This is a genomic window from Leclercia sp. M-A074-M, from assembly GCF_965195605.1.
Classification (GTDB): Bacteria; Pseudomonadota; Gammaproteobacteria; order Enterobacterales; family Enterobacteriaceae; genus Enterobacter.
This window is the reverse complement of record NZ_CBDAHM010000006.1, coordinates 115,625-138,832: the sequence shown is the minus strand read 5'-3', so window position 1 is coordinate 138,832 and position 23,208 is coordinate 115,625. Positions and strand designations below refer to the sequence as shown.

The following is a 23,208-nucleotide window of genomic DNA, read 5'->3' as shown; positions in this document are numbered from 1 at the left end:
GTACATTTTTTATCATTAACTAAAACGGGCATTATGGTCAGGGGCACCTGACAGCGTAATAAGGGCTGTTTTTTATTTTATTTTTCAAGGGGATGGTTAATCACTTTTATTGTTAAAAACAATAGCTAAAAGAGGTTAGTCCATTTGGTTATTTATTATTTCCATCCTGTCTTTAATTGTTATGATCCGCGCCGTTAACCTTACACTCTGTTCTGTCTTTCAGATAAAAATTCAGCTTTGCTACTGGAACATAACGACGCATGACAACACAGGCCCCACCTTCAAATTTGCTTCCCCTGAACCCGGAGCAACTGGCACGCCTGCAGGCGGCCACCACTGACTTTTCACCCACCCAGCTGGCCTGGGTATCCGGTTATTTCTGGGGAATGCTCAATCAACAGCCGGGTGCTGTGGCGAGTGCGCCGGCTACGGCTGTAGAGATCCCGGCAATCACGCTTATCTCCGCCTCGCAAACCGGCAACGCCCGTCGCGTGGCGGAAGCCCTGCGCGACGATCTGCTCGCAGCCAAACTGAACGTGAACCTGGTGAACGCCGGGGACTATAAATTTAAGCAAATCGCGTCAGAGAAGCTGGTTATCGTTGTGACCTCAACCCAGGGCGAAGGTGAGCCGCCTGAAGAAGCGGTTGCGCTGCATAAGTTCCTGTTCTCGAAAAAAGCGCCAAAACTGGCGGGCACCGCCTTTGCGGTCTTCGGCCTTGGCGACTCTTCCTATGAATTCTTCTGCCAGTCGGGCAAAGATTTCGACAGCAAACTGGCCGAGTTGGGGGCAGAACGCCTGCTGGACCGCGTCGATACCGACGTTGAATACCAGTCTGCGGCGGCCGAATGGCGCGCGCGCATTGTCGAGGTGCTGAAAGCCCGCGTACCGACCGGGACGCCAGCCCAGGCGGCAGCCACCGCCGCTGGCGCAGTCAACGACATTCACACCAGCCCCTACACCAAAGAGGCCCCGCTGACGGCGAGCCTCTCGGTGAACCAGAAAATCACCGGTCGCGATTCAGAGAAAGATGTGCGCCATATCGAAATCGATCTCGGCGACTCGGGTCTGCGCTACCAGCCGGGTGATGCCCTTGGCGTCTGGTACCAGAACGATCCGGCGCTGGTGAAAGAGCTGGTTGAGCTGCTGTGGCTGAAGGGTGACGAGTCGGTCAGCGTGGAAGGCAAAACGCTGCCGCTCTCTGAAGCGCTGCAGTGGCATTTCGAGCTGACCGTTAATACCGCGAACATCGTGGAGAACTACGCCACGCTGACCCGCAGCGAATCCTTGCTGCCGCTGGTGGGCGATAAAGCCAGGCTGCAACACTACGCCGCCGCCACGCCCATCGTGGATATGGTGCGTTTCGCGCCAGCCCAGCTGGATGCCCAGGCGTTAATCGACCTGCTGCGTCCGCTGACGCCGCGCCTCTACTCTATCGCCTCTGCGCAGGCCGAGGTGGAGAACGAAGTCCACGTCACCGTGGGCGTCGTGCGTTACGACATCGAAGGGCGCGCCCGCGCCGGCGGCGCGTCGAGCTTCCTTGCGGATCGCGTGGAAGAAGAGGGCGAGGTGCGGGTCTTTATCGAGCACAACGACAACTTCCGCCTGCCCGCCAACCCGGAAACCCCGGTGATCATGATTGGTCCGGGCACCGGTATTGCGCCGTTCCGCGCCTTTATGCAGCAGCGCGCCGCTGACGAAGCGCCAGGTAAAAACTGGTTGTTCTTCGGCAACCCGCACTTCACCGAAGATTTCCTCTATCAGGTGGAGTGGCAGCGCTACGTTAAAGAGGGCGTACTGAGCCGCATCGATCTGGCCTGGTCCCGCGATCAGAAAGAAAAAATCTACGTACAAGACAAACTGCGCGAACAGGGCGCAGAGCTGTGGCGCTGGATCAATGACGGTGCCCACATTTATGTCTGCGGCGACGCCAATCGCATGGCGAAAGACGTTGAGCAGGCTTTACTGGAAGTGATTGCCCAATTCGGCGGTATGGATGCCGAAGCGGCGGATGAATATTTAAGTGAGCTGCGCGTCGAGCGCCGTTATCAGCGAGATGTCTACTAATGAGCGAAAAACATCCTGGCCCACTGGTGGTCGAAGGCAAACTGTCTGATGCCGAGCGCATGAAGGTTGAGAGTAACTACCTGCGCGGCACCATTGCCGAAGATTTAAATGATGGTCTGACCGGCGGTTTCAAAGGCGACAACTTCCTGCTGATCCGTTTCCACGGCATGTACCAGCAGGACGACCGCGATATCCGCGCCGAGCGTGCTGAACAGAAGCTGGAGCCGCGTCATGCGATGCTGCTGCGCTGCCGCCTGCCGGGTGGCATCATCACCACCAAACAGTGGCAGGCGATCGACAAGTTTGCCGGTGAAAATACAATTTACGGCAGCATCCGTCTGACCAACCGTCAGACCTTCCAGTTCCACGGCATTCTGAAGAAGAACGTGAAGCCGGTACACCAGATGCTGCACTCCGTCGGGCTGGACGCGCTGGCGACCGCCAACGACATGAACCGTAACGTGCTCTGCACATCCAACCCGTACGAGTCCGAGCTGCATGCCGAAGCGTATGAGTGGGCGAAGAAGATCTCCGAGCATCTGCTGCCGCGTACCCGCGCTTATGCCGAGATCTGGCTCGATCAGGAGAAAGTGGCGACCACCGACGAAGAGCCAATTCTGGGCCAGACCTACCTGCCGCGTAAGTTCAAAACCACGGTGGTGATCCCGCCGCAGAACGATATCGATCTGCACGCCAACGACATGAACTTCGTGGCCATTGCCGAGAACGGCAAGCTGGTGGGCTTTAACCTGCTGGTGGGCGGCGGTCTATCTATTGAACACGGTAACAAAAAGACTTACGCCCGTACCGCGAGCGAGTTTGGCTATCTGCCGCTGGAGCACACCCTGGCGGTGGCGGAAGCGGTAGTGACCACCCAGCGCGACTGGGGTAACCGTACCGATCGTAAAAACGCCAAGACCAAATACACCCTTGAGCGCGTGGGCGTTGAGACGTTCAAAGCCGAAGTGGAACGCCGTGCGGGTATCAAGTTTGAGCCGATCCGCCCGTACGAATTCACCGGGCGTGGGGATCGTATTGGCTGGGTAAAAGGTATCGACGATAAATGGCACCTGACGCTGTTTATTGAAAATGGCCGTATCCTGGACTATCCGGGTCGCCCGCTGAAAACCGGTCTGCTGGAGATCGCGAAGATCCACCAGGGCGAGTTCCGCATCACCGCCAACCAGAACCTGATCATTGCCGGCGTGCCGGAAAGCCAGAAGGCGAAGATCGAGAAGCTGGCGCGGGATCATGCCCTGATGGAGGCGGTTAAACCGCAGCGCGAAAACTCCATGGCCTGCGTCTCGTTCCCGACCTGTCCGCTGGCGATGGCTGAAGCTGAGCGTTTCCTGCCGTCGTTCACCGACAAGGTCGAAGCGATTCTGGAGAAACATGGCATTCCGAACGAACATATCGTGATGCGCGTGACCGGCTGCCCGAACGGCTGCGGCCGCGCGATGCTGGCCGAGCTGGGGCTGGTGGGCAAAGCGCCAGGGCGCTATAACCTGCACCTGGGCGGTAACCGTATCGGCACCCGTATTCCGCGCATGTTCCGGGAAAACATCACCGAGCCGGAAATCCTTGATTCCATCGACCTGCTTATCGGGCGCTGGGCGAAAGAGCGCGAAGCGGGTGAAGGCTTCGGCGACTTTACGGTGCGTGCGGGCATCATTCGCCCGGTGCTCGATCCCGCACGGGATTTCTGGGAGTAACCCACCCTTTGCCCGGTGGCGCTTCGCTTACCGGGCCTACGGGTTTTGTAGGCCGGGCAAACGCAGTGCCGCCCGGCAAAACAGGCAAACGAGGTTCTTATGTCCGTACTCGATCTAAACGCCCTTAACGATCTGCCAAAAGTCGAACGCATTCTGGCGCTGGCCGAAACCAACGCCCAGCTGGAGAAGCTGGACGCCGAAGGGCGTGTCGCCTGGGCGCTGGAAAATCTGCCGGGCGAATATGTGCTGTCGTCGAGCTTCGGTATTCAGGCGGCGGTCAGCCTGCATCTGGTGAATAAAATTCGCCCGGATATCCCGGTGATCCTCACCGATACCGGCTACCTCTTCCCGGAAACCTATCAGTTTATCGATGAGCTGACGGATAAGCTTAAGCTGAACCTGAAGGTCTACCGCGCAGAGCAGAGCGCGGCCTGGCAGGAAGCACGCTACGGCAAGATGTGGGAGCAGGGCGTCGAGGGCATTGAGAAATATAATGCCATCAACAAAGTTGAGCCGATGAACCGGGCGCTGTCCGAGCTCAACGCCAAAACCTGGTTTGCCGGCCTGCGCCGGGATCAGTCCGGTAGCCGGGCCTCTTTACCGGTTCTGGCGATCCAGCGCGGGGTGTTCAAAGTGCTGCCGATTATCGACTGGGACAACCGGACCGTATACCAGTACCTGCAACAGCATGGCCTGAAGTATCACCCGCTGTGGGATCAGGGCTATCTGTCGGTAGGGGATACCCACACTACCCGTAAATGGGAGCCGGGTATGGCAGAAGAAGAGACCCGTTTCTTTGGTCTCAAGCGCGAGTGCGGGCTGCACGAAGGGTAATGTTTTGCCCGGTGGCGACTACCCCTTACCGGGCCTACAAATGCGCATCCTGTTGGCCCGGTAAGCGCAGGGCCTCAGGCTTTCTCCGCTTTCGCCAGCTCTTTCACCAGCGGCAGCATCACCCGAACCACATCCCGGCTGCGGTGTTCAATCCGCTGCGGCAATGCCTTGTCGATGTGCTGCAGATTATCCAGCCTGACGTCGTGCCAGCTTGTTCCCGCTGGAAACGCTTTTGATTTTGCCTGCTGCTGATAACCATCTTTTTTGCCCAGGGACCAGTTGGTCGCTTCAACGTAGAGCACCGGGATCCCGGCTTTATCGAACACCTCGCCATCATTGCAGCAGCCGGTGCCTTTCGGATACGCGGCGTTGCCGCCCGGGTTGGTGGCAGCATAGATGCCGTGGGCGCGGGCAATCGCCAGCGCGCGGTCGCGGGTTAACTTGCGTACCGGTCCTGGGGTGGTTTTGCCGCTGTTAAAATAGAGCTTATCCCCCACAATCAAATTATCGAGGTTGATCACCAGCAGGGTGTTTTTCTTCTCGGCCGCGCTCATGCGTTTAAGGACATTCTCGGCACCCAGCCGTCCCTCTTCCTCGCCGCTGGTGGCGATAAAGCGGATGCTGTACTGGGTGGGAATATTTTTTAGCTGATCGGCCAGCTCCAGCATCACGCCGACCCCAGCGGCATTATCATCAATGCCCTGTAACGTGAGGCCGCCAAGATTGTTGTCGGCATCGCTGTCGCTCATCGGAGCATAGGTGTCCAGGTGCGCCAGAATAATAATCTGCTGCGCGGCTTTGCCTTCATGGGCCGCAATCACGGTACTGCCGGTGACGTTGTGCCAGTTTTTACTCAGATTGCGTGAGGTATAGATGTAGCGGCTCTGAAATGTGCGGATATCGCTCTGGTAGCCCATCCCGGCGAACTGCTGGCGCACGTAGTCAGCGGAGAGCATTTCAGCGGGGGTACCGGTCATCCGACCCGGGAAAAAGGTGGCAATATGACGTGCCTGCGTCGCGGCCATCTCACCCAGGGGCGAGGTCTTAGCCTGAACCGTTCCGATTAAGCAAACGCCGAGCGCCAGGGCAGCGTATCGGTGGCGCATTGCGGAAAACATAGTGAGTCCTTAAAAAAATAACGCAAAATTTTAACGCGCTTAGTATGAAACTGTGACCGCGCTTACACAATTTGATTTGCGCTTAAATGCCCGGAATGTCGCGCGTTAAGCACTTTTTGATATGAGCTTTTTCAGGGCGTTATTCCATTGAGTAACTACTCATTCCAATTCGTAATTTCATTCGCTCGTAGCCGCCCCCTATAGTCCCCCTATTCCTGGTTGTTAGCGAGTTGTAGCATTGTGGATTACCTTCCTTTATTCGCTGCTGTAAAAGACCGCCCGGTGCTGGTTGTCGGCAGCGGCGAAATCGCGGAGCGCAAAATTGCCTTTTTACATCGGGCAGGCGCTCGCGTGCAGGTTGTTGCCGAAGCGGACTTTGCTGAATCGCAAATCGACAATGTGGTGCTGGTGATTGCCGCCACCGAAAACCGGGCGCTCAACCAGCGCGTCTCCGATGCCGCCCACGCCCGTCACCGCCTGGTGAACGTGGTGGACGACCAGCCGCTCTGCTCCTTTATCTTTCCGTCAATTGTCGATCGCTCGCCGCTGCTGGTGGCGATCTCTTCTGGCGGGACTGCCCCGGTGCTGGCCCGCGTCTTGCGGGAAAAAATCGAAGCGCTGCTGCCGACAAGCCTGGGCCGCATGGCCGAGAAGGCCAGCTACTGGCGCAACCATCTGAAAACCCGTCTGACCAGCGTGGCGGAACGCCGTCGCTTCTGGGAGCGCGTATTTCGTGGCCGTTTTGCCAGCCTGATGCAGGCCGGTAATGAGACGGCAGCGCAACAGCTTCTTGAAGACGAACTCGATAACCCCGGCAGCACTGGCGGGGAGATCATTCTGGTGGGCGCCGGGCCAGGCGATGCTGGCCTGCTGACCCTGCGGGGGTTGCAGGTGCTGCAGGACGCCGATGTGGTTTTCTATGACCACCTGGTGAGCGACGGCGTGCGCGAGCTGATTCGTCGCGACGCCGAGCAAATCTGCGTGGGCAAACGTGCGGGCGGGCACGCTGTTCCCCAGCACGATACCAACCAGATGCTGATTGCGGCGGCCAAAGCGGGCAAAACCGTGGTACGCCTGAAAGGCGGCGATCCGTTCATCTTTGGTCGCGGTGGCGAAGAGTTGCAGGCGGCAGCCGAAGCGGGCGTACCTTTCCAGGTGGTGCCGGGGATCACCGCGGCCTCGGCGGTCACGGCTTATGCCGGCATTCCCCTGACGCACCGTGAATACGCCCAGAGCGTTACTTTTGTCACCGGCCACTACAAGGCCGACAGCACCCCGTTTGACTGGACGCATCTGGCGCAGAGCCGTCAGACCCTCGCCATCTACATGGGCACCATGAAAGCGGCGGAGATCGGCGAACAACTGATTCGACACGGGCGCGATGCGAATACCCCGGTCGCGGTGATATCCCGCGGCACGCGCGTCGATCAGCACGTGTCGATCGGAACACTACAACACCTTGCAACCCTGGCGAAAGACGCCCCGATGCCCGCCCTGATTGTGGTGGGGGAAGTGGTGCAGCTCCACAGCACCCTCGCCTGGTTCCAACATACAACCGACACAGAAGGCTTTAGTTCTTCTGTTGTCAATTTGGCTTAGTCCTGGAGCAACAGGCTATTTTATTTGCCATTTTTGCCCCGGGCTGTGCTCGCAATCCTCACGTACTTGAGTACGCTCCGGTTGCTGTGCGCAGGCCGTGACAAAACTGGCTGCAACAATAACGCCTGTTGCACCAGGCCTTATAAGGAACAGTTATGGATCAAAAACGACTGACGCACCTGCGGCAACTGGAAGCGGAGAGTATTCATATTATCCGCGAAGTGGCCGCTGAGTTTGCAAATCCGGTAATGATGTACTCCATCGGCAAAGACTCCAGCGTAATGCTGCACCTGGCGCGTAAAGCGTTTTATCCGGGCACGCTGCCGTTCCCGCTGCTGCACGTGGATACCGGCTGGAAATTCCGCGAAATGTATGAGTTCCGTGACCGTACCGCCAAAGCCTACGGCTGTGAACTGCTGGTGCATAAAAACCCGGAAGGGGTGGCGATGGGCATTAACCCGTTTGTCCACGGCAGCGCCAAGCACACCGATATCATGAAAACCGAAGGGCTGAAGCAGGCGCTGAACAAATACGGCTTTGATGCCGCTTTCGGTGGTGCCCGTCGCGATGAAGAGAAATCCCGCGCCAAGGAGCGTATCTACTCCTTCCGTGACCGCTTCCACCGCTGGGACCCAAAAAATCAGCGTCCTGAGCTGTGGCATAACTACAACGGCCAGATCAACAAGGGCGAAAGCATCCGCGTCTTCCCGCTCTCCAACTGGACCGAGCTGGATATCTGGCAGTACATCTATCTGGAAAATATCGAGATTGTTCCGCTTTACCTGGCGGCTGAACGCCCGGTTCTGGAGCGCGACGGCATGCTGATGATGATCGACGACGATCGCATCGACCTGCAGCCTGGCGAAGTGATCAAAAAGCGGATGGTGCGCTTCCGTACCCTCGGCTGCTGGCCGCTGACCGGCGCGGTGGAATCCGACGCGCAAACGCTGCCGGAGATTATTGAAGAGATGCTGGTTTCCACCACCAGCGAGCGACAGGGGCGCGTGATTGACCGCGACCAGGCAGGCTCGATGGAGCTGAAGAAACGTCAGGGTTATTTCTAAGGAGCCGCCATGAATACCACTATTGCTCAACAGATCGCCAATGAAGGCGGCGTCGAAGCCTACCTGCACGCCCAGCAGCATAAAAGTTTGCTGCGTTTTCTGACCTGCGGCAGCGTGGACGACGGTAAAAGCACCCTGATTGGCCGTCTGCTGCACGATACCCGTCAGATCTATGAAGATCAGCTCTCCTCCCTGCATAACGACAGCAAGCGTCACGGTACCCAGGGCGAAAAACTCGATCTGGCCCTGCTGGTGGATGGCCTGCAGGCGGAGCGCGAGCAGGGCATCACCATCGACGTGGCCTATCGCTATTTCTCCACCGAGAAGCGCAAATTTATCATCGCCGATACCCCGGGGCATGAGCAGTACACCCGCAATATGGCGACCGGCGCCTCCACCTGTGACCTGGCGATCCTGCTGATCGATGCCCGTAAAGGGGTGCTGGATCAGACCCGTCGTCACAGCTTTATCTCCACGCTGCTGGGGATCAAGCACCTGGTGGTGGCGGTTAACAAGATGGATCTGGTGAACTTCAGCGAAGAGAAGTTTAACGAGATCCGCGAAAGCTACCTGACCTTTGCCGAGCAGCTGCCGGGCAATCTCGATATCCGCTTTGTGCCGCTCTCGGCGCTGGAAGGGGATAATGTCGCTTCCCAGAGCGTGAGCATGCCGTGGTACAGCGGCCCGACGCTGCTGGAAGTGCTGGAGACCGTTGAGATCCAGCGCGACGTGGATACGCAGCCGATGCGCTTCCCGGTGCAGTACGTTAACCGCCCGAACCTCGATTTCCGCGGCTTCTCCGGCACGATTGCCTCCGGCAGCGTGCGCGTAGACCAGCGCGTGAAGGTACTGCCGTCCGGCGTGGAATCGGCCATTGCCCGTATCGTGACCTTCGATGGCGATCTGCAGGAAGCGGGGGCCGGCGAAGCGGTCACCCTGGTGCTCAAAGATGAGATCGATATCAGCCGCGGCGATCTGCTGGTGGATGCGCAGGAGTCGCTGCCTGCGGTACAGAGCGCCGCGGTGGATGTGGTGTGGATGGCCGAGCAGCCGCTGAGCCCGGGCCAGAGCTACGACATCAAGATTGCCGGGAAGAAAACCCGCGCCCGCGTCGACGGCGTTCAGTATCAGGTCGACATTAACAATCTGGCGCAGCACAGCGTGACTGAACTGCCGCTGAACGGCATCGGTCTGGTGGATTTCACCTTCGACGAACCGCTGGTGCTGGACGAATATCAGCAGAACCCGGTGACCGGCGGGCTGATTATTATCGATCGTCTGACCAACGTCACCGTTGGCGCAGGGATGGTGCGCGAACCTAAAGCGCAGGCGAGGGCGGTGCCGTCTGAATTCAGCGCCTTTGAACTGGAGCTCAACGCGCTGGTGCGCAAACACTTCCCGCACTGGGGCGCGCGCGATCTGCTGGGAGGCAAGTAATGGCGCAGCATGATGAGAACGTCGTCTGGCATCCTCATCCGGTCACGGTGGCCGAACGCGAACAGCTCCACGGTCACCGTGGGGTTGTGCTGTGGTTTACCGGGCTCTCGGGGTCTGGTAAGTCCACCGTCGCGGGGGCGCTGGAAGAGGCGCTGCACAAAGCGGGCGTCAGCACCTATCTGCTGGATGGCGACAACGTGCGCCACGGGCTGTGCAGCGATCTGGGCTTTAGCGATGCGGATCGCAAAGAGAACATCCGTCGGGTGGGCGAAGTGGCCAGCCTGATGGCCGATGCCGGGCTGGTGGTGTTAACCGCCTTTATCTCACCGCACCGCGCCGAGCGGCAGATGGTACGTGAGCGGGTGGGGAACAGCCGCTTCATTGAAGTGTTTGTTGATACCCCGCTGGAAATATGCGAGCAGCGCGATCCGAAGGGACTGTACAAAAAGGCCCGCGCTGGCGAGCTGAAGAACTTCACCGGCATTGATGCGGTTTACGAAGCGCCGGAAAACCCCGATATTCACCTGCAAGGCCAACAATTGGTAACAAATTTGGTGGGTCAATTATTAGACCTGCTCCGGCAGGGCGATATTATCAGATCCTGAGATGGTATTGATGGGGATGCTTAATCTCCATCAATATGTCACGGTCACAGGATCAGCTATGCGGAACAGTGAAAACTACATCATCACCGGGTCGGACACAGTATCGGCACATGACGAGACGACCTGGTCTTTTCCTGGGGCGATTGTCGGCTTTGCGTCATGGCTGATGGCACTGGGGATCCCTTTCCTGTTTTACGGCAGCAATACGCTGTTTTTCTTCCTTTATACCTGGCCTTTCTTTCTGGCGCTGATGCCCGTTGCCGTTGTGGTAGGGATCGCGCTCCACTCTCTGCTTCACGGCAAGCTGCTCTACAGTTCGTTTATCACCGTCTTAACGGTGGTCGCTATGGTGGGACTGTTATTTTTGTGGCTCATGGGATAAGTTCATCCATAATTCAAACCGTAACCAACTATGTGACATTGTTGGCTTGCGCGAATCTGCAAAAAAAATGTGGTACATTTGCCCGCAATGTTGCGGCATCTCTGTAGCCCCGATGTAGAGTCATGGGGAAAGTTATGGGATGATGATGCCGTTTTTCAGGGGGCAGGATGGGTAAACTTACGCTGCTGTTGCTGGCTCTGCTGGTCTGGCTTCAGTATTCGCTGTGGTTCGGTAAGAACGGCCTTCACGATTACAGTCGCGTCAGCGATGACGTGACGGCGCAGCAGGCAACAAACAGCAAATTAAAAGCGCGAAACGATCAGCTGTTTGCGGAAATTGACGATCTCAATGGCGGGCAGGAAGCCATTGAAGAGCGTGCGCGCAACGAACTCAGCATGACTAAGCCGGGCGAAACCTTCTATCGTCTGGTGCCGGATGCGTCTAAACGCAACCAGGGCTCAGTACAAAACACTCGATAATCAGGCCCAGGATTACGCCATGGCAGTAACATTTTCCAACGTATGCGCCGTTGTGCCAGCCGCCGGGTTTGGCCGGCGCATGCAGACTGAATGTCCTAAGCAGTACCTTTCAATTGGTGATAAAACGATCCTTGAGCACACCGTGGCGGCGCTGCTGGCGAACCCACGTGTGACGCGGGTCGTTATCGCTATCAGCCCGGGCGACGTCCGCTTCGCCGCGCTGCCGCTTGCCCGCCACCCGCAGGTGACCGTGGTGGACGGTGGCGCAGAGCGTGCCGATTCGGTGCTGGCGGGACTGAAAGCCGCCGGTGACGCACAGTGGGTACTGGTGCACGATGCGGCGCGGCCCTGTTTGCATCAGGATGACCTGGCGCGGCTGCTGGCCATCAGCGAAACCAGCCGCGTTGGTGGCATTCTGGCCACGCCGGTCCGCGATACCATGAAACGCGGCGAGCCCGGCCTGCCGGCCATCGCCCATACGGTGGAGCGCGTTGACCTCTGGCATGCACTCACGCCGCAATTTTTCCCTCGCGAGCTGTTGCACCACTGCTTAACCCGTGCGCTGAACGAAGGCGCAACCATCACCGACGAAGCCTCGGCGCTGGAGTACTGCGGTTTTCACCCGGAACTGATTGAAGGGCGCGCAGATAATATAAAGGTGACGCGCCCCGAAGATTTACAGCTGGCAGAATTTTATCTTACCCGTTCGACCCATCAGGAGAAGGCATAATGCGAATTGGACATGGTTTTGACGTACACGCCTTTGGCGGCGAGGGCCCAATTATCATTGGCGGCGTACGCATCCCTTATGAAAAAGGACTGCTCGCGCATTCTGATGGCGATGTTGCACTGCACGCGTTAACCGATGCGCTACTTGGTGCGGCGGCGCTTGGCGATATCGGCAAGCTGTTCCCGGATACCGATCCGGCCTTCAAAGGGGCCGACAGCCGCGAGCTGCTGCGCGAAGCCTGGCGCCGTATTCAGGCCAAAGGCTATACCCTTGGCAACGTGGATGTGACCATTATTGCCCAGGCGCCGAAAATGCTGCCGCATATTCCTCAGATGCGCGTCTTTATTGCCGAAGATCTTGGCTGCCATATGGACGACGTCAACGTCAAAGCGACCACCACCGAGAAACTCGGCTTTACCGGCCGTGGTGAAGGCATTGCCTGCGAAGCCGTGGCGCTGCTGGTGAAGGCGGTGAAATGACGGACTTCGACAACCTGACCTACCTGCACGGTAAACCGCAGGGTACGGGGCTGCTGAAAGCCAACCCGGAAGATTTTGTGGTCGTCGAGGATTTGGGGTTCGAGCCGGATGGCGAGGGCGAGCACATTCTGGTGCGGATCCTGAAGAATGGCTGTAACACCCGTTTTGTGGCCGATGCGCTGGCAAAGTTCCTGAAAATTCACGCTCGTGAAGTAAGCTTCGCCGGGCAGAAAGACAAACACGCCGTGACGGAACAGTGGCTCTGCGCGCGGGTGCCGGGTAACGGGATGCCCGATTTAAGCCAGTTCCAGCTCGAAGGCTGCCAGGTGCTGGAATATGCCCGCCATAAGCGCAAGTTGCGCCTCGGCGCGTTAAAGGGCAACGCCTTTACCCTGGTGCTGCGCGAGGTAAGCAACCGCGACGAGGTAGAACAGCGTCTTAACGCCATCCAGGCGCAGGGTGTGCCGAACTACTTTGGCGCGCAGCGTTTTGGCATCGGCGGCAGTAACCTGCAGGGGGCGCTACGCTGGGCGCAGAGCAATGCCCCGGTGCGCGATCGCAATAAACGCAGTTTTTGGTTGTCGGCAGCCCGCAGCGCGTTGTTTAATCAAATCGTCAGCGAGCGACTGAAAAAAACAGACGCGAATCAAGTTGTTGTCGGCGATGCGCTACAATTAGCGGGACGCGGCAGCTGGTTTGTCGCCACTGACGAAGAGCTGCGCGATGTGCAGGCGCGCGTCGAGGCAAAAACGCTGATGATCACTGCGGCCCTGCCGGGTACCGGCGACTGGGGTCCGCAGGGTGATGCGCTGCGCTTTGAACAGTCTGCCATCGCCGATGAAACAGAGTTATGCTCACTGCTGGGGCGGGAAAAAGTCGAAGCGGCACGCCGGGCGATGCTGCTCTATCCGCAACAGTTGAGCTGGAACTGGTGGGATGACGTAACCGTCGAGCTACGTTTCTGGCTGCCGGCAGGCAGCTTTGCCACCAGTGTTGTCAGGGAACTTATCAACACTTCGGGTGACTATGCGAATATTGCTGAGTAACGATGACGGGATCCATGCGCCAGGCATTCAGACGCTGGCGAAAGCGCTACGTGAGTTCGCCGAGGTGCAGGTGGTGGCTCCCGATCGTAACCGCAGCGGTGCCTCTAACTCGTTAACCCTCGAGTCGTCTCTTCGCACCTTTACCTTTGATAACGGTGATATCGCCGTGCAGATGGGCACCCCGACCGACTGTGTCTTTCTGGGGGTTAATGCGCTGATGCGTCCCCGCCCGGACGTGGTGGTCTCCGGCATTAATGCCGGACCCAACCTGGGCGATGACGTGATCTACTCCGGTACGGTGGCGGCAGCCATGGAAGGGCGCCATCTCGGCTTTCCTGCCCTGGCGGTCTCGCTTAACGGCCATCAGCATTATGACACCGCCGCCGCGGTCACCTGCGCCATTCTGCGCGCGCTGAGCCGTGAACCGCTGCGCACCGGTCGCATCCTTAATATCAACGTGCCGGATCTGCCGCTGGATCAAATCAAAGGTATCCGCGTGACGCGCTGCGGCAGCCGCCACCCGGCGGATAAAGTGATCCCGCAGGAAGATCCGCGCGGCAACACGCTGTACTGGATTGGTCCGCCGGGCGAAAAACATGATGCCGGGCCGGATACCGATTTTGCCGCCGTAGATGAAGGCTACGTCTCCGTCACCCCGCTGCACGTCGATTTGACCGCGCATAACGCGCAGGATGTGGTTTCAGGCTGGCTGGATCGCGCCGGGGTGAGCTCGCAATGGTAAGCAATCGTGTACAAACTCTTCTGAATCAATTACGCAGTCAGGGCATTGCTGACGAGCGGGTGCTGGACGCCATCTCGCGGGTACCGCGGGAAAAATTCGTGGATGAGGCGTTTGAGCACAAAGCGTGGGACAACGTCGCGTTGCCGATAGGGCAGGGGCAAACCATCTCCCAGCCCTATATGGTGGCGCGCATGACCGAGCTGCTGGAGCTGACCCCGGACTTGCGGGTGCTGGAGATTGGCACCGGTTCTGGATACCAGACCGCCATTCTGGCGCACCTGGTGCATCATGTCTGCTCGGTTGAGCGCATTAAAGGGTTGCAGTGGCAGGCGCGCCGCCGCCTGAAGCAGCTCGATTTACATAATGTTTCTACCCGTCACGGGGATGGCTGGCAGGGCTGGAAGGCACGCGGCCCGTTTGATGCCATTATCGTGACGGCTGCACCGCCTGAGATCCCGGCTGCGCTGATGGCGCAACTGGACGACGGCGGGATCCTCGTTTTACCGGTGGGCGATGAACACCAACTGTTGAAGCGTGTTCGTCGACGGGGCAACGAGTTTATTATCGATACAGTAGAAGCCGTACGTTTCGTGCCTCTGGTAAAAGGAGAGCTGGCCTGAGACTCGGATTTTTCCAGGGTTATTCAGGCAAATTCAGCGTATGGTGTGGCGCAAAACGTCGTGACATTACGGTAATTTTAAGTCACTGGTAATTAAAAATAATCCTGGGGGATAAATGAGCGCGGGAAGCCCAAAATTCACCATCAGCCGAGTTGCGGCATTGTCACTGGTTTCAATCTGGCTGGCAGGTTGTTCAACATCGAATAATGCCCCTGCGCCTGTCAGTTCGGTCGGCGGTAATAGCGGCTCTGGTAATTCATCCGGTGGCATGCTGATCACCCCTCCGCCCAAAATGGGCACCTCAACGGCGCAACAAACTCCGCAAATCCAGCCTGTTCAGCGTCCGGTTACCCAGCCAGTACAGATTCAGCCAGTGGAACAACCTGTCCAGACGGAAAATGGCCGCATTGTGTATAACCGCAAGTATGGGAACATTCCGAAAGGCAGCTATACTGGCGGCAGCACCTACACCGTGAAACGCGGTGATACCCTCTTCTATATTGCCTGGATCACCGGGAACGATTTCCGCGATCTGGCAGAGCGAAACAACGTTCCGGCCCCGTATGGCCTGAATGTCGGCCAGACGCTACAGGTGGGCAATGCGACCGGCGCACCGTTAACGCCAGGCAATACTGTTTCTGCGGCTGACGTCACAGCGCAAAATAACAGTGTGACGCCTGCGCAAAAATCAAGCACAGTGGTTGCGTCGCAACCGACAATTACGTATTCTGAAGATTCAGGTGAACAGAGTGCTAACAAGATGTTGCCGAACAATAAGGGGACTGCGACTGTAGTTACAGCACCCGTTACGGCTCCTGTGGTTAGCTCTACCGCACCCGTTGCCAGTAGTCAGACGTCCAGCTCGCCAATCTCTTCCTGGCGCTGGCCGACTGAAGGCAAGGTTATCGAGAACTTTTCTTCCTCCGAGGGGGGAAATAAAGGGGTCGATATCGCAGGGAGTAAGGGACAGGCTATTATCGCGACCGCTGATGGACGCGTGGTATACGCCGGTAACGCTCTGCGCGGTTACGGTAATCTTATTATCATCAAACACAACGATGATTACCTGAGTGCCTACGCCCATAACGATACGATGCTGGTCCGGGAACAACAAGAAGTTAAGGCGGGGCAAAAAATAGCTACTATGGGTAGCACCGGAACCAGTTCTACACGCTTGCATTTTGAAATTCGTTACAAGGGGAAATCCGTAAACCCGCTGCAGTATTTACCGCAGCGATAAATTGGCGGGACATATCTTTTGGTATGTTGCGCCTAGGGATCACGGGTAGGAGCCACCTTTATGAGTCAGAATACGCTGAAAGTTCATGATTTAAATGAAGACGCGGAATTTGATGAGAACGGAGTAGAGGCTTTTGACGAAAAAGCCTTAGTAGAAGAGGAACCCAGTGATAACGATTTAGCTGAAGAAGAGCTGTTATCGCAGGGTGCCACACAACGTGTGCTGGATGCGACTCAGCTTTACCTTGGGGAGATTGGTTACTCCCCACTGTTAACAGCAGAAGAAGAAGTTTACTTCGCGCGCCGGGCATTACGTGGTGATGTGGCTTCACGTCGTCGCATGATTGAAAGTAACCTGCGTCTGGTGGTTAAGATTGCCCGTCGTTACAGCAATCGTGGTCTGGCTCTGCTGGATCTGATTGAAGAGGGCAACCTGGGCCTGATCCGCGCAGTAGAGAAATTTGACCCTGAACGTGGGTTCCGTTTCTCAACCTATGCGACATGGTGGATCCGACAGACCATCGAACGGGCAATCATGAACCAGACCCGTACGATTCGACTGCCTATTCACATTGTGAAAGAGTTGAACGTTTATCTGCGTACCGCGCGCGAGTTGTCCCATAAGCTGGACCACGAGCCAAGCGCGGAAGAGATTGCCGAACAGCTTGATAAACCTGTTGATGATGTTAGCCGTATGCTGCGTCTCAACGAGCGTATTACCTCTGTCGACACCCCGCTGGGTGGCGATTCCGAGAAAGCGCTGCTGGACATCCTGGCCGATGAAAAAGACAACGGCCCGGAGGACACCACGCAGGACGATGATATGAAACAGAGCATCGTCAAATGGTTGTTCGAACTGAACGCCAAACAGCGTGAAGTGCTGGCACGTCGTTTCGGTCTGCTGGGGTATGAAGCTGCGACACTGGAAGATGTCGGTCGTGAAATCGGCCTGACCCGTGAACGTGTTCGTCAGATTCAGGTAGAAGGTCTGCGTCGCCTGCGTGAAATCCTGCAGGGGCAAGGGCTGAATATCGAAGCGCTGTTCCGCGAGTAAGCACCTTTTCGTCAAAAAAGGCCAGTCGAAAGACTGGCCTTTTTCTTTTGCTTAAGGCGCTGCGGTTTCGTGTAGCAGACGCCAGGTGAGAGTCTCTCCCTCCTGGTTGAGGACGGCGCTGGACCAGCGCACATTCACCGGCTGGTCCGGGCGGGTTTGTGTTTCGCGGTAGTGAAGCACTGCGCCGTTACCCCAGGTCTGCAACGTCGTTAATTCATCAATCACGATCTTCAGTCCAGGGCGGCTGCCGCGCTGCGCCTCGAGGAAACGTGCGAGCGCGGGGTGATCCAGGTGTGCGCCGGTTGGGGCAATCATCAAAAAGTCCTGATGAAAACGGGCGAGCAGGGGGGCAAAATCGCCTTCACCCTGGCCTAACCACTTTTCTAATGCGATGTGAGCATCAATAATTTCTGTTTCATAGCGGGTCATTCTCTCTCCTTTACCATCATTTTGCGAACCAACTCCGTAAACTGGCGACGCTCCTCAGCCGTTAAACGCCCCAGAAAAGCCTCATCGACATGATTCCCTACCGGTTTACAGTTGCCGAGCAACGCTTCGCCTTCCGGCGTTAAGAATACAAACCGGCGGCGCTTATCTGCAGCATCGGCTTCGCGCTTCACCAGCCCACGTAATTCCATACGGCTCAGCATCTCCGCGAGGGTAGCTTTGGTGCTTACCGCCGCTTCGGTGAGCGCCACCTGCTCAATGCCAGGATGTTCCGCGATAGAACGCAGCACCGCGTATTGCGGCTTAGTCAGCTCGGGTAAGGCCTGCTGCCAGCGCGCAGTATGTTGCTGAAAAAGCTGACGTAACAGGTGGAACGCTTCTTGTTTTAGTTCCATGAACTCTCCAGCATAAAAATGATCTCTTTATGATAGCCCCGATCAGCGGCGAATTTAACGCAGCCCGTTTTACCATTTCGTGTGATCGCATGCGAACGATCTTGTCAGCGTTCAGATCCGGGCGTACGGTAAGCAAAAAGTTCGTATACGAACAAATTAAATGAGGTTTTGCATGAGATTGATTGTTGGGATGACAGGGGCAACCGGTGCGCCGCTCGGCGTGGCGCTGCTGCAGGCGCTTCGCGACATGCCGGAAGTTGAATCCCATCTGGTGATGTCGAAATGGGCGAAAACAACGATTGAACTGGAAACGCCGTATACCGCTCAGGACGTTGCCGGGCTGGCGGATGTGGTTCACAGCCCGGCGGATCAGGGGGCAACCATCTCATCCGGCTCCTTTCGCACCGACGGCATGATCGTCATTCCCTGCAGCATGAAAACGCTGGCGGGCATCCGCGCAGGCTACGCCGAAGGGCTGGTGGGGCGTGCCGCTGACGTGGTGTTAAAAGAGCGACGCAAGCTGGTGCTGGTCCCGCGGGAAATGCCGCTCAGCACTATCCATCTTGAAAATATGCTGGCGCTTTCCCGCATGGGCGTGGCAATGGTGCCGCCGATGCCCGCTTATTACAACCATCCGCAAACCGCCGATGACATTACTCAACACATTGTGACCCGGGTGCTCGATCAGTTTGGTCTGGCGCATAACAAAGCCCGTCGCTGGGAGGGGTTACAGGCGGCCAGAGATTTTTCCCAGGAGAATAAACATGGCATTTGATGATTTGAGAAGCTTCCTGCAGGCGCTCGATGAGCAAGGGCAACTGCTAAAAATCACGGAACAGGTTGATGCGGAGCCGGATCTGGCCGCGGCAGCCAACGCCACCGGGCGCATTGGCGATGGCGCACCTGCGCTCTGGTTTGACAACATCCGCGGCTTTACCGACGCCCGCGTGACGATGAACACTATCGGATCCTGGCAAAACCACGCCATCTCGATGGGGCTGCCGCCAAATACGCCAGTGAAAAAGCAGATCGACGAGTTTATTCGCCGCTGGGATAACTTCCCGGTTGCGCCGGAGCGTCGCGCCAACCCGGCCTGGGCTGAGAACACGGTGGATGGCGACGCGATCAACCTGTTCGATATTTTGCCGCTGTTCCGCCTGAACGACGGTGACGGTGGTTTCTACCTGGATAAAGCCTGTGTGGTCTCCCGCGATCCCCTCGATCCGGATCACTTCGGCAAGCAGAACGTCGGCATCTACCGCATGGAGGTGAAGGGCAAACGCAAGCTGGGTCTGCAGCCGGTGCCGATGCATGACATCGCCCTGCACCTGCATAAAGCGGAAGAGCGCGGGCAGGATCTGCCGATTGCGATCACCCTGGGCAATGACCCGATCATCACCCTGATGGGGGCGACGCCGCTCAAGTACGATCAATCAGAATATGAGATGGCGGGAGCGTTGCGCGAAAGCCCGTATCCGATCGCTACCGCACCGCTGACCGGTTTTGACGTGCCATGGGGTTCGGAAGTGATCCTCGAAGGGGTGATTGAAGGCCGCAAACGCGAAATCGAAGGGCCGTTCGGGGAGTTCACCGGGCACTACTCCGGTGGCCGTAACATGACCGTGGTACGCATCGATAAAGTCTCTTACCGCACAAAACCGATTTTTGAGTCGCTCTATCTCGGGATGCCGTGGACCGAAATCGACTACCTGATGGGCCCGGCAACCTGCGTGCCGCTCTACCAGCAGCTGAAAGCTGAGTTTCCGGAAGTACAGGCGGTGAACGCAATGTACACCCACGGCCTGCTGGCAATTATCTCCACTAAAAAACGTTACGGCGGTTTTGCCCGCGCCGTGGGGCTGCGGGCGATGACCACGCCGCATGGCCTGGGCTACGTGAAGATGGTGATCATGGTGGACGAGGATGTCGATCCATTCAACCTGCCGCAGGTGATGTGGGCCCTGTCGTCGAAGGTGAACGCCGCGGGGGATCTGGTGCAGCTGCCGAACATGTCGGTGCTGGAGCTGGATCCGGGTTCAAGTCCGGCGGGGATCACCGACAAACTGATTATCGACGCCACCACACCGGTTGCACCCGATATGCGTGGACACTACAGCCAGCCGGTACAGGATCTGCCTGAAACCAAAGCCTGGGCTGAAAAACTGACCGCGATGCTGGCCGCACGTAAATAAGGAGGGGAAAATGATTTGTCCACGTTGTGCCGATGAACATATTGAGGTGATGGCGACGTCGCCGGTTAAAGATGTCTGGACGGTGTATCAGTGCCAGCACTGTCTGTATACCTGGCGCGATACCGAGCCGCTGCGCCGCACCAGCCGCGAGCACTATCCCGAAGCGTTTCGCATGACGCAGAAAGATATCGACGATGCCCCGCAGGTGCCGACTATTCCGCCGTTGCTGGCGGAAGATAAGCGCGGATAAAAAAGCCGGGTGGCGGCTACGGCTTACCCGGCCTACTATCCAGCGTCTTTTGTAGGCCCGGTAAGCGATAACGCCACCGGGCGTAAAAACCGCATGAAATCTCCGCAGGCCCGGTAAGCGATAGCGCCACCGGGCGATACAGACCGCAGAGCTTTACACCAGATTTTTCAACCGATAAATCCACTCCAGCGCCTGACGTGGTGTCAGAGAATCCGGGTCGAGGTTCTCCAGTGCTTCCAGCGCCGGGGAGGTCTCTTCGGCAGGGACCAGCAGAGACATCTGGGTGCCATCTACCTGGGTAGCCGCCGCATTAGGCGCCAGGCTTTCCAGTTCGCGCAGCTTCTGACGGGCCCGCTTGATCACCTCTTTCGGCACGCCCGCCAGCGCCGCCACCGCCAGACCGTAGCTTTTGCTCGCCGCGCCATCCTGTACGCTGTGCATAAAGGCGATAGTATCCCCGTGCTCCAGCGCATCCAGATGCACGTTCGCCACGCCCTCCATCTTCTCCGGCAGTTGCGTCAGCTCGAAGTAGTGGGTGGCAAACAGGGTCAGGGCTTTGATCTTATTGGCCAGGCTTTCGGCACAGGCCCACGCCAGCGAGAGCCCGTCGTAGGTGGAGGTGCCGCGACCAATCTCATCCATCAGCACCAGGCTGTACTCCGTGGCGTTGTGCAGAATATTCGCCGTTTCGGTCATCTCGACCATAAAGGTGGAGCGACCGCTCGCCAGATCGTCCGCCGCGCCCACGCGGGTAAAGATACGGTCGATAGGGCCAATCTCCACCTTTTGCGCCGGAACGTAGCTGCCGATGTAGGCCAGCAGCGCAATCAGTGCCGTCTGGCGCATATAGGTACTTTTACCGCCCATGTTTGGCCCGGTAATAATCAGCATCCGGCGCTGCGGCGACAGGTTCAGCGGGTTAGCGATAAACGGTTCGTTCAGTACCTGTTCCACCACCGGGTGGCGCCCTTCGGTAATGCGCACGCCTGGCTTATCGGTGAAGGTTGGGCAGCAGTAGTTCAGCGTCTCGGCACGTTCCGCCAGGTTGACCAGTACATCCAGCTCGGCCAGCGCCGTGGCGCTCTGCTGCAGATCCGCAAGGTGCGGCATCAGGATGTCGAACAGGGCGTCATAGAGCTGTTTTTCCAGCGCCAGCGCTTTGCCTTTTGAGGTAAGCACTTTGTCTTCGTACTCTTTCAGCTCCGGAATAATGTAGCGCTCGGCGTTTTTCAGCGTCTGGCGGCGCACGTAGTGAATAGGAGCCAGGTGGCTCTGTCCACGGCTGATCTGAATAAAGTAGCCGTGCACTGCGTTGTAACCCACTTTCAGGGTGTCCAGCCCAAGGCGCTCACGCTCGCGGATCTCCAGCTTATCCAGATAGTCCGTCGCACCATCGGCCAGCGAGCGCCACTCGTCCAGCTCTTCGTTGTACCCCGGGGCAATCACGCCGCCGTCACGCACCAGAACCGGCGGGGCATCGATAATGGCCTTTTCCAGCAGTTCACGCAGTTCGCTAAATTCGCCCATCGCCTCGCGCAGCTTTTGCACCGGGGCGCTGTCGATCTCCGCCAACTGGATGCGCAGTTCAGGCAGTTGCTGGAAGGCATGGCGCATACGGGCTAAATCGCGCGGGCGTGCGGTGCGCAGCGCCAGTCGTGCCAGAATACGTTCCAGATCGCCCACCTGACGCAATACCGGCTGAAGGTCGCTATACCGATCCTGCAGGGCGCCAATGGTCTGCTGGCGCGCGGTGAGCGTGGCAATATCGCGGACCGGCATATGCAGCCAGCGTTTCAGCATACGGCTGCCCATCGGGGTGACGGTGCTGTCGAGCACCGAGGCGAGGGTGTTCTCCACACCACCGGCTAAATTCTGGGTGATCTCCAGATTGCGGCGGGTGGCGGCATCCATAATGATGCTGTCCTGCTGGCGTTCAATCGTAATGGAGCGGATATGCGGCAGGGCGGTGCGCTGGGTATCTTTTACGTACTGCAGCAGACAGCCCGCGGCGCACAGGCCGCGCGGCGCGTTTTCTACGCCAAAGCCGGTCAGATCGCGAGTGCCAAATTGCAGATTGAGCTGTTGACGCGCGGTGTCGATTTCAAACTCCCACAGCGGACGGCGACGCAGGCCGCGACGCCCCTCAAGCAGCCCCATCTCGGCGAAATCTTCGGCATAGAGCAGCTCCGCAGGATTGGTGCGTTGCAGTTCGGCCGCCATGGTTTCGCGGTCGGCCGGTTCGCTCAGGCGAAAACGCCCGGAGCTGATATCCAGCGTGGCGTAACCGAAACCTTTGCTATCCTGCCAGATGGCGGCAAGGAGGTTATCCTGGCGCTCCTGTAATAGCGCTTCATCGCTGATGGTGCCCGGAGTGACGATACGCACTACTTTGCGCTCAACCGGGCCTTTCGAGGTGGCCGGATCGCCAATCTGTTCGCAGATGGCGACCGATTCACCCTGGTTAACCAGCTTCGCCAGGTAGTTCTCTACCGCATGATGTGGAATACCGGCCATCGGGATGGGTTCACCTGCCGAGGCGCCACGTTTGGTCAGGGAGATGTCGAGCAGCTGCGAGGCGCGTTTCGCATCGTCATAAAACAGCTCGTAAAAGTCGCCCATCCGGTAAAAGAGCAGGATCTCGGGATGCTGAGCTTTCAGCTTGAGGTACTGCTGCATCATGGGGGTGTGGGCGTCGAAATTGTCAGTAGTGGTCATGGA

At 57.8% G+C, this 23,208-nt stretch carries 24 protein-coding genes; 19 read left to right on the top strand and 5 right to left on the bottom strand.

The window, feature by feature from the left end:
- The first annotated feature begins 260 nt into the window (after positions 1-260).
- From cysJ to cysH, 3 genes are all read left to right on the top strand, one after another.
- Complete coding sequence (gene cysJ, locus ACOKCT_RS13925; protein WP_103180924.1) at positions 261-2,066, top strand: NADPH-dependent assimilatory sulfite reductase flavoprotein subunit; 1,806 nt, start codon at positions 261-263, stop codon at positions 2,064-2,066.
- Positions 2,066-3,778 carry an assimilatory sulfite reductase (NADPH) hemoprotein subunit gene (gene cysI / locus ACOKCT_RS13920; protein WP_103180923.1) on the top strand — a complete coding sequence of 571 codons (1,713 nt, stop codon included), beginning with the start codon at positions 2,066-2,068 and terminating at the stop codon, positions 3,776-3,778. Before cysJ ends, cysI begins: the two co-directional genes overlap by 1 nt.
- Positions 3,779-3,877: 99 nt before the next feature.
- On the top strand, positions 3,878-4,612 hold the full coding sequence (gene cysH, locus ACOKCT_RS13915) for a phosphoadenosine phosphosulfate reductase (protein WP_103180922.1): 735 nt from the start codon (positions 3,878-3,880) through the stop codon (positions 4,610-4,612).
- A gap of 74 nt (positions 4,613-4,686) precedes the next feature.
- On the opposite strand, the gene ACOKCT_RS13910 is transcribed toward cysH, so the two are convergent.
- The gene (locus ACOKCT_RS13910; protein WP_420193579.1) at positions 4,687-5,730 is read right to left on the bottom strand and encodes an aminopeptidase; all 1,044 of its coding nucleotides are present in this window, start codon (positions 5,728-5,730) and stop codon (positions 4,687-4,689) included.
- 240 nt (positions 5,731-5,970) lie between these two features.
- On the opposite strand from ACOKCT_RS13910, the gene cysG reads away from it, so the two are divergent.
- From cysG to ACOKCT_RS13855, 11 genes are all read left to right on the top strand, one after another.
- Entirely contained in the window at positions 5,971-7,329 is a 1,359-nt protein-coding gene (gene cysG / locus ACOKCT_RS13905; protein WP_420193578.1) for a siroheme synthase CysG, read from the top strand.
- A gap of 155 nt (positions 7,330-7,484) precedes the next feature.
- Positions 7,485-8,393 carry a sulfate adenylyltransferase subunit CysD gene (cysD, locus tag ACOKCT_RS13900; RefSeq protein WP_015963247.1) on the top strand — a complete coding sequence of 303 codons (909 nt, stop codon included), beginning with the start codon at positions 7,485-7,487 and terminating at the stop codon, positions 8,391-8,393.
- 9 nt (positions 8,394-8,402) lie between these two features.
- Positions 8,403-9,830 (top strand): sulfate adenylyltransferase subunit CysN, encoded by a 1,428-nt coding sequence (cysN, locus tag ACOKCT_RS13895; protein ID WP_214422346.1) that lies wholly within the window; start codon positions 8,403-8,405, stop codon positions 9,828-9,830.
- Positions 9,830-10,435 (top strand): adenylyl-sulfate kinase, encoded by a 606-nt coding sequence (gene cysC / locus ACOKCT_RS13890; protein ID WP_103180918.1) that lies wholly within the window; start codon positions 9,830-9,832, stop codon positions 10,433-10,435. Before cysN ends, cysC begins: the two co-directional genes overlap by 1 nt.
- Positions 10,436-10,493: 58 nt before the next feature.
- Complete coding sequence (locus tag ACOKCT_RS13885; protein ID WP_103180917.1) at positions 10,494-10,817, top strand: DUF3561 family protein; 324 nt, start codon at positions 10,494-10,496, stop codon at positions 10,815-10,817.
- A 167-nt stretch (positions 10,818-10,984) separates the two neighbouring features.
- Positions 10,985-11,296 carry a cell division protein FtsB gene (gene ftsB / locus ACOKCT_RS13880; RefSeq protein ID WP_032613637.1) on the top strand — a complete coding sequence of 104 codons (312 nt, stop codon included), beginning with the start codon at positions 10,985-10,987 and terminating at the stop codon, positions 11,294-11,296.
- A 19-nt stretch (positions 11,297-11,315) separates the two neighbouring features.
- Positions 11,316-12,026, top strand: a complete 711-nt coding sequence (gene ispD / locus ACOKCT_RS13875; protein WP_103180916.1) for a 2-C-methyl-D-erythritol 4-phosphate cytidylyltransferase — start codon at positions 11,316-11,318, stop codon at positions 12,024-12,026.
- Positions 12,026-12,505, top strand: coding sequence for a 2-C-methyl-D-erythritol 2,4-cyclodiphosphate synthase (gene ispF, locus ACOKCT_RS13870; protein ID WP_048959481.1), 480 nt, complete (start codon positions 12,026-12,028; stop codon positions 12,503-12,505). Before ispD ends, ispF begins: the two co-directional genes overlap by 1 nt.
- Positions 12,502-13,551 (top strand): tRNA pseudouridine(13) synthase TruD, encoded by a 1,050-nt coding sequence (gene truD / locus ACOKCT_RS13865; RefSeq protein ID WP_103180915.1) that lies wholly within the window; start codon positions 12,502-12,504, stop codon positions 13,549-13,551. The genes ispF and truD overlap by 4 nt, the downstream gene beginning before the upstream one ends.
- Positions 13,532-14,293 (top strand): 5'/3'-nucleotidase SurE, encoded by a 762-nt coding sequence (gene surE / locus ACOKCT_RS13860; protein ID WP_103180914.1) that lies wholly within the window; start codon positions 13,532-13,534, stop codon positions 14,291-14,293. The genes truD and surE overlap by 20 nt, the downstream gene beginning before the upstream one ends.
- Positions 14,287-14,913, top strand: coding sequence for a protein-L-isoaspartate(D-aspartate) O-methyltransferase (locus tag ACOKCT_RS13855; RefSeq protein ID WP_103180913.1), 627 nt, complete (start codon positions 14,287-14,289; stop codon positions 14,911-14,913). Before surE ends, ACOKCT_RS13855 begins: the two co-directional genes overlap by 7 nt.
- 66 nt (positions 14,914-14,979) lie before the next feature.
- On the opposite strand, the gene ACOKCT_RS13850 is transcribed toward ACOKCT_RS13855, so the two are convergent.
- Positions 14,980-15,183, bottom strand: coding sequence for a hypothetical protein (locus tag ACOKCT_RS13850; protein WP_231736555.1), 204 nt, complete (start codon positions 15,181-15,183; stop codon positions 14,980-14,982).
- Between ACOKCT_RS13850 and nlpD the strand changes: the two genes are divergently transcribed.
- Positions 15,089-16,153, top strand: a complete 1,065-nt coding sequence (gene nlpD / locus ACOKCT_RS13845) for a murein hydrolase activator NlpD (protein WP_231736666.1) — start codon at positions 15,089-15,091, stop codon at positions 16,151-16,153. The genes ACOKCT_RS13850 and nlpD overlap by 95 nt on opposite strands.
- 60 nt (positions 16,154-16,213) lie before the next feature.
- Positions 16,214-17,206, top strand: coding sequence for an RNA polymerase sigma factor RpoS (gene rpoS, locus ACOKCT_RS13840; protein ID WP_103180911.1), 993 nt, complete (start codon positions 16,214-16,216; stop codon positions 17,204-17,206).
- A 51-nt stretch (positions 17,207-17,257) separates the two neighbouring features.
- On the opposite strand, the gene ACOKCT_RS13835 is transcribed toward rpoS, so the two are convergent.
- Together ACOKCT_RS13835 and ACOKCT_RS13830 are read right to left on the bottom strand one after the other, a co-directional pair.
- Positions 17,258-17,635, bottom strand: coding sequence for a DUF4440 domain-containing protein (locus ACOKCT_RS13835; protein ID WP_420193577.1), 378 nt, complete (start codon positions 17,633-17,635; stop codon positions 17,258-17,260).
- Positions 17,632-18,048: a MarR family winged helix-turn-helix transcriptional regulator gene (locus ACOKCT_RS13830; protein ID WP_103180909.1), complete on the bottom strand. Its 417-nt coding sequence runs from the start codon at positions 18,046-18,048 to the stop codon at positions 17,632-17,634. The genes ACOKCT_RS13835 and ACOKCT_RS13830 overlap by 4 nt, the downstream gene beginning before the upstream one ends.
- Before the next feature lie 172 nt (positions 18,049-18,220).
- On the opposite strand from ACOKCT_RS13830, the gene ACOKCT_RS13825 reads away from it, so the two are divergent.
- From ACOKCT_RS13825 to ACOKCT_RS13815, 3 genes are read left to right on the top strand one after another with little or no spacing between them, the layout of a single operon-like run.
- A complete protein-coding gene (locus ACOKCT_RS13825) occupies positions 18,221-18,823 on the top strand; it encodes a non-oxidative hydroxyarylic acid decarboxylases subunit B (protein ID WP_103180908.1) in 603 nt (200 codons plus the stop codon).
- The gene (locus ACOKCT_RS13820) at positions 18,813-20,240 is read left to right on the top strand and encodes a non-oxidative hydroxyarylic acid decarboxylases subunit C (protein WP_103180907.1); all 1,428 of its coding nucleotides are present in this window, start codon (positions 18,813-18,815) and stop codon (positions 20,238-20,240) included. The genes ACOKCT_RS13825 and ACOKCT_RS13820 overlap by 11 nt, the downstream gene beginning before the upstream one ends.
- 10 nt (positions 20,241-20,250) lie before the next feature.
- Complete coding sequence (locus ACOKCT_RS13815; RefSeq protein ID WP_114316919.1) at positions 20,251-20,490, top strand: non-oxidative hydroxyarylic acid decarboxylases subunit D; 240 nt, start codon at positions 20,251-20,253, stop codon at positions 20,488-20,490.
- Positions 20,491-20,643: 153 nt separating this feature from the next.
- Here the strand turns inward: ACOKCT_RS13815 and mutS are convergent, their stop codons facing one another.
- The gene (mutS, locus tag ACOKCT_RS13810; protein ID WP_420193576.1) at positions 20,644-23,205 is read right to left on the bottom strand and encodes a DNA mismatch repair protein MutS; all 2,562 of its coding nucleotides are present in this window, start codon (positions 23,203-23,205) and stop codon (positions 20,644-20,646) included.
- Positions 23,206-23,208: the final 3 nt, after the last annotated feature.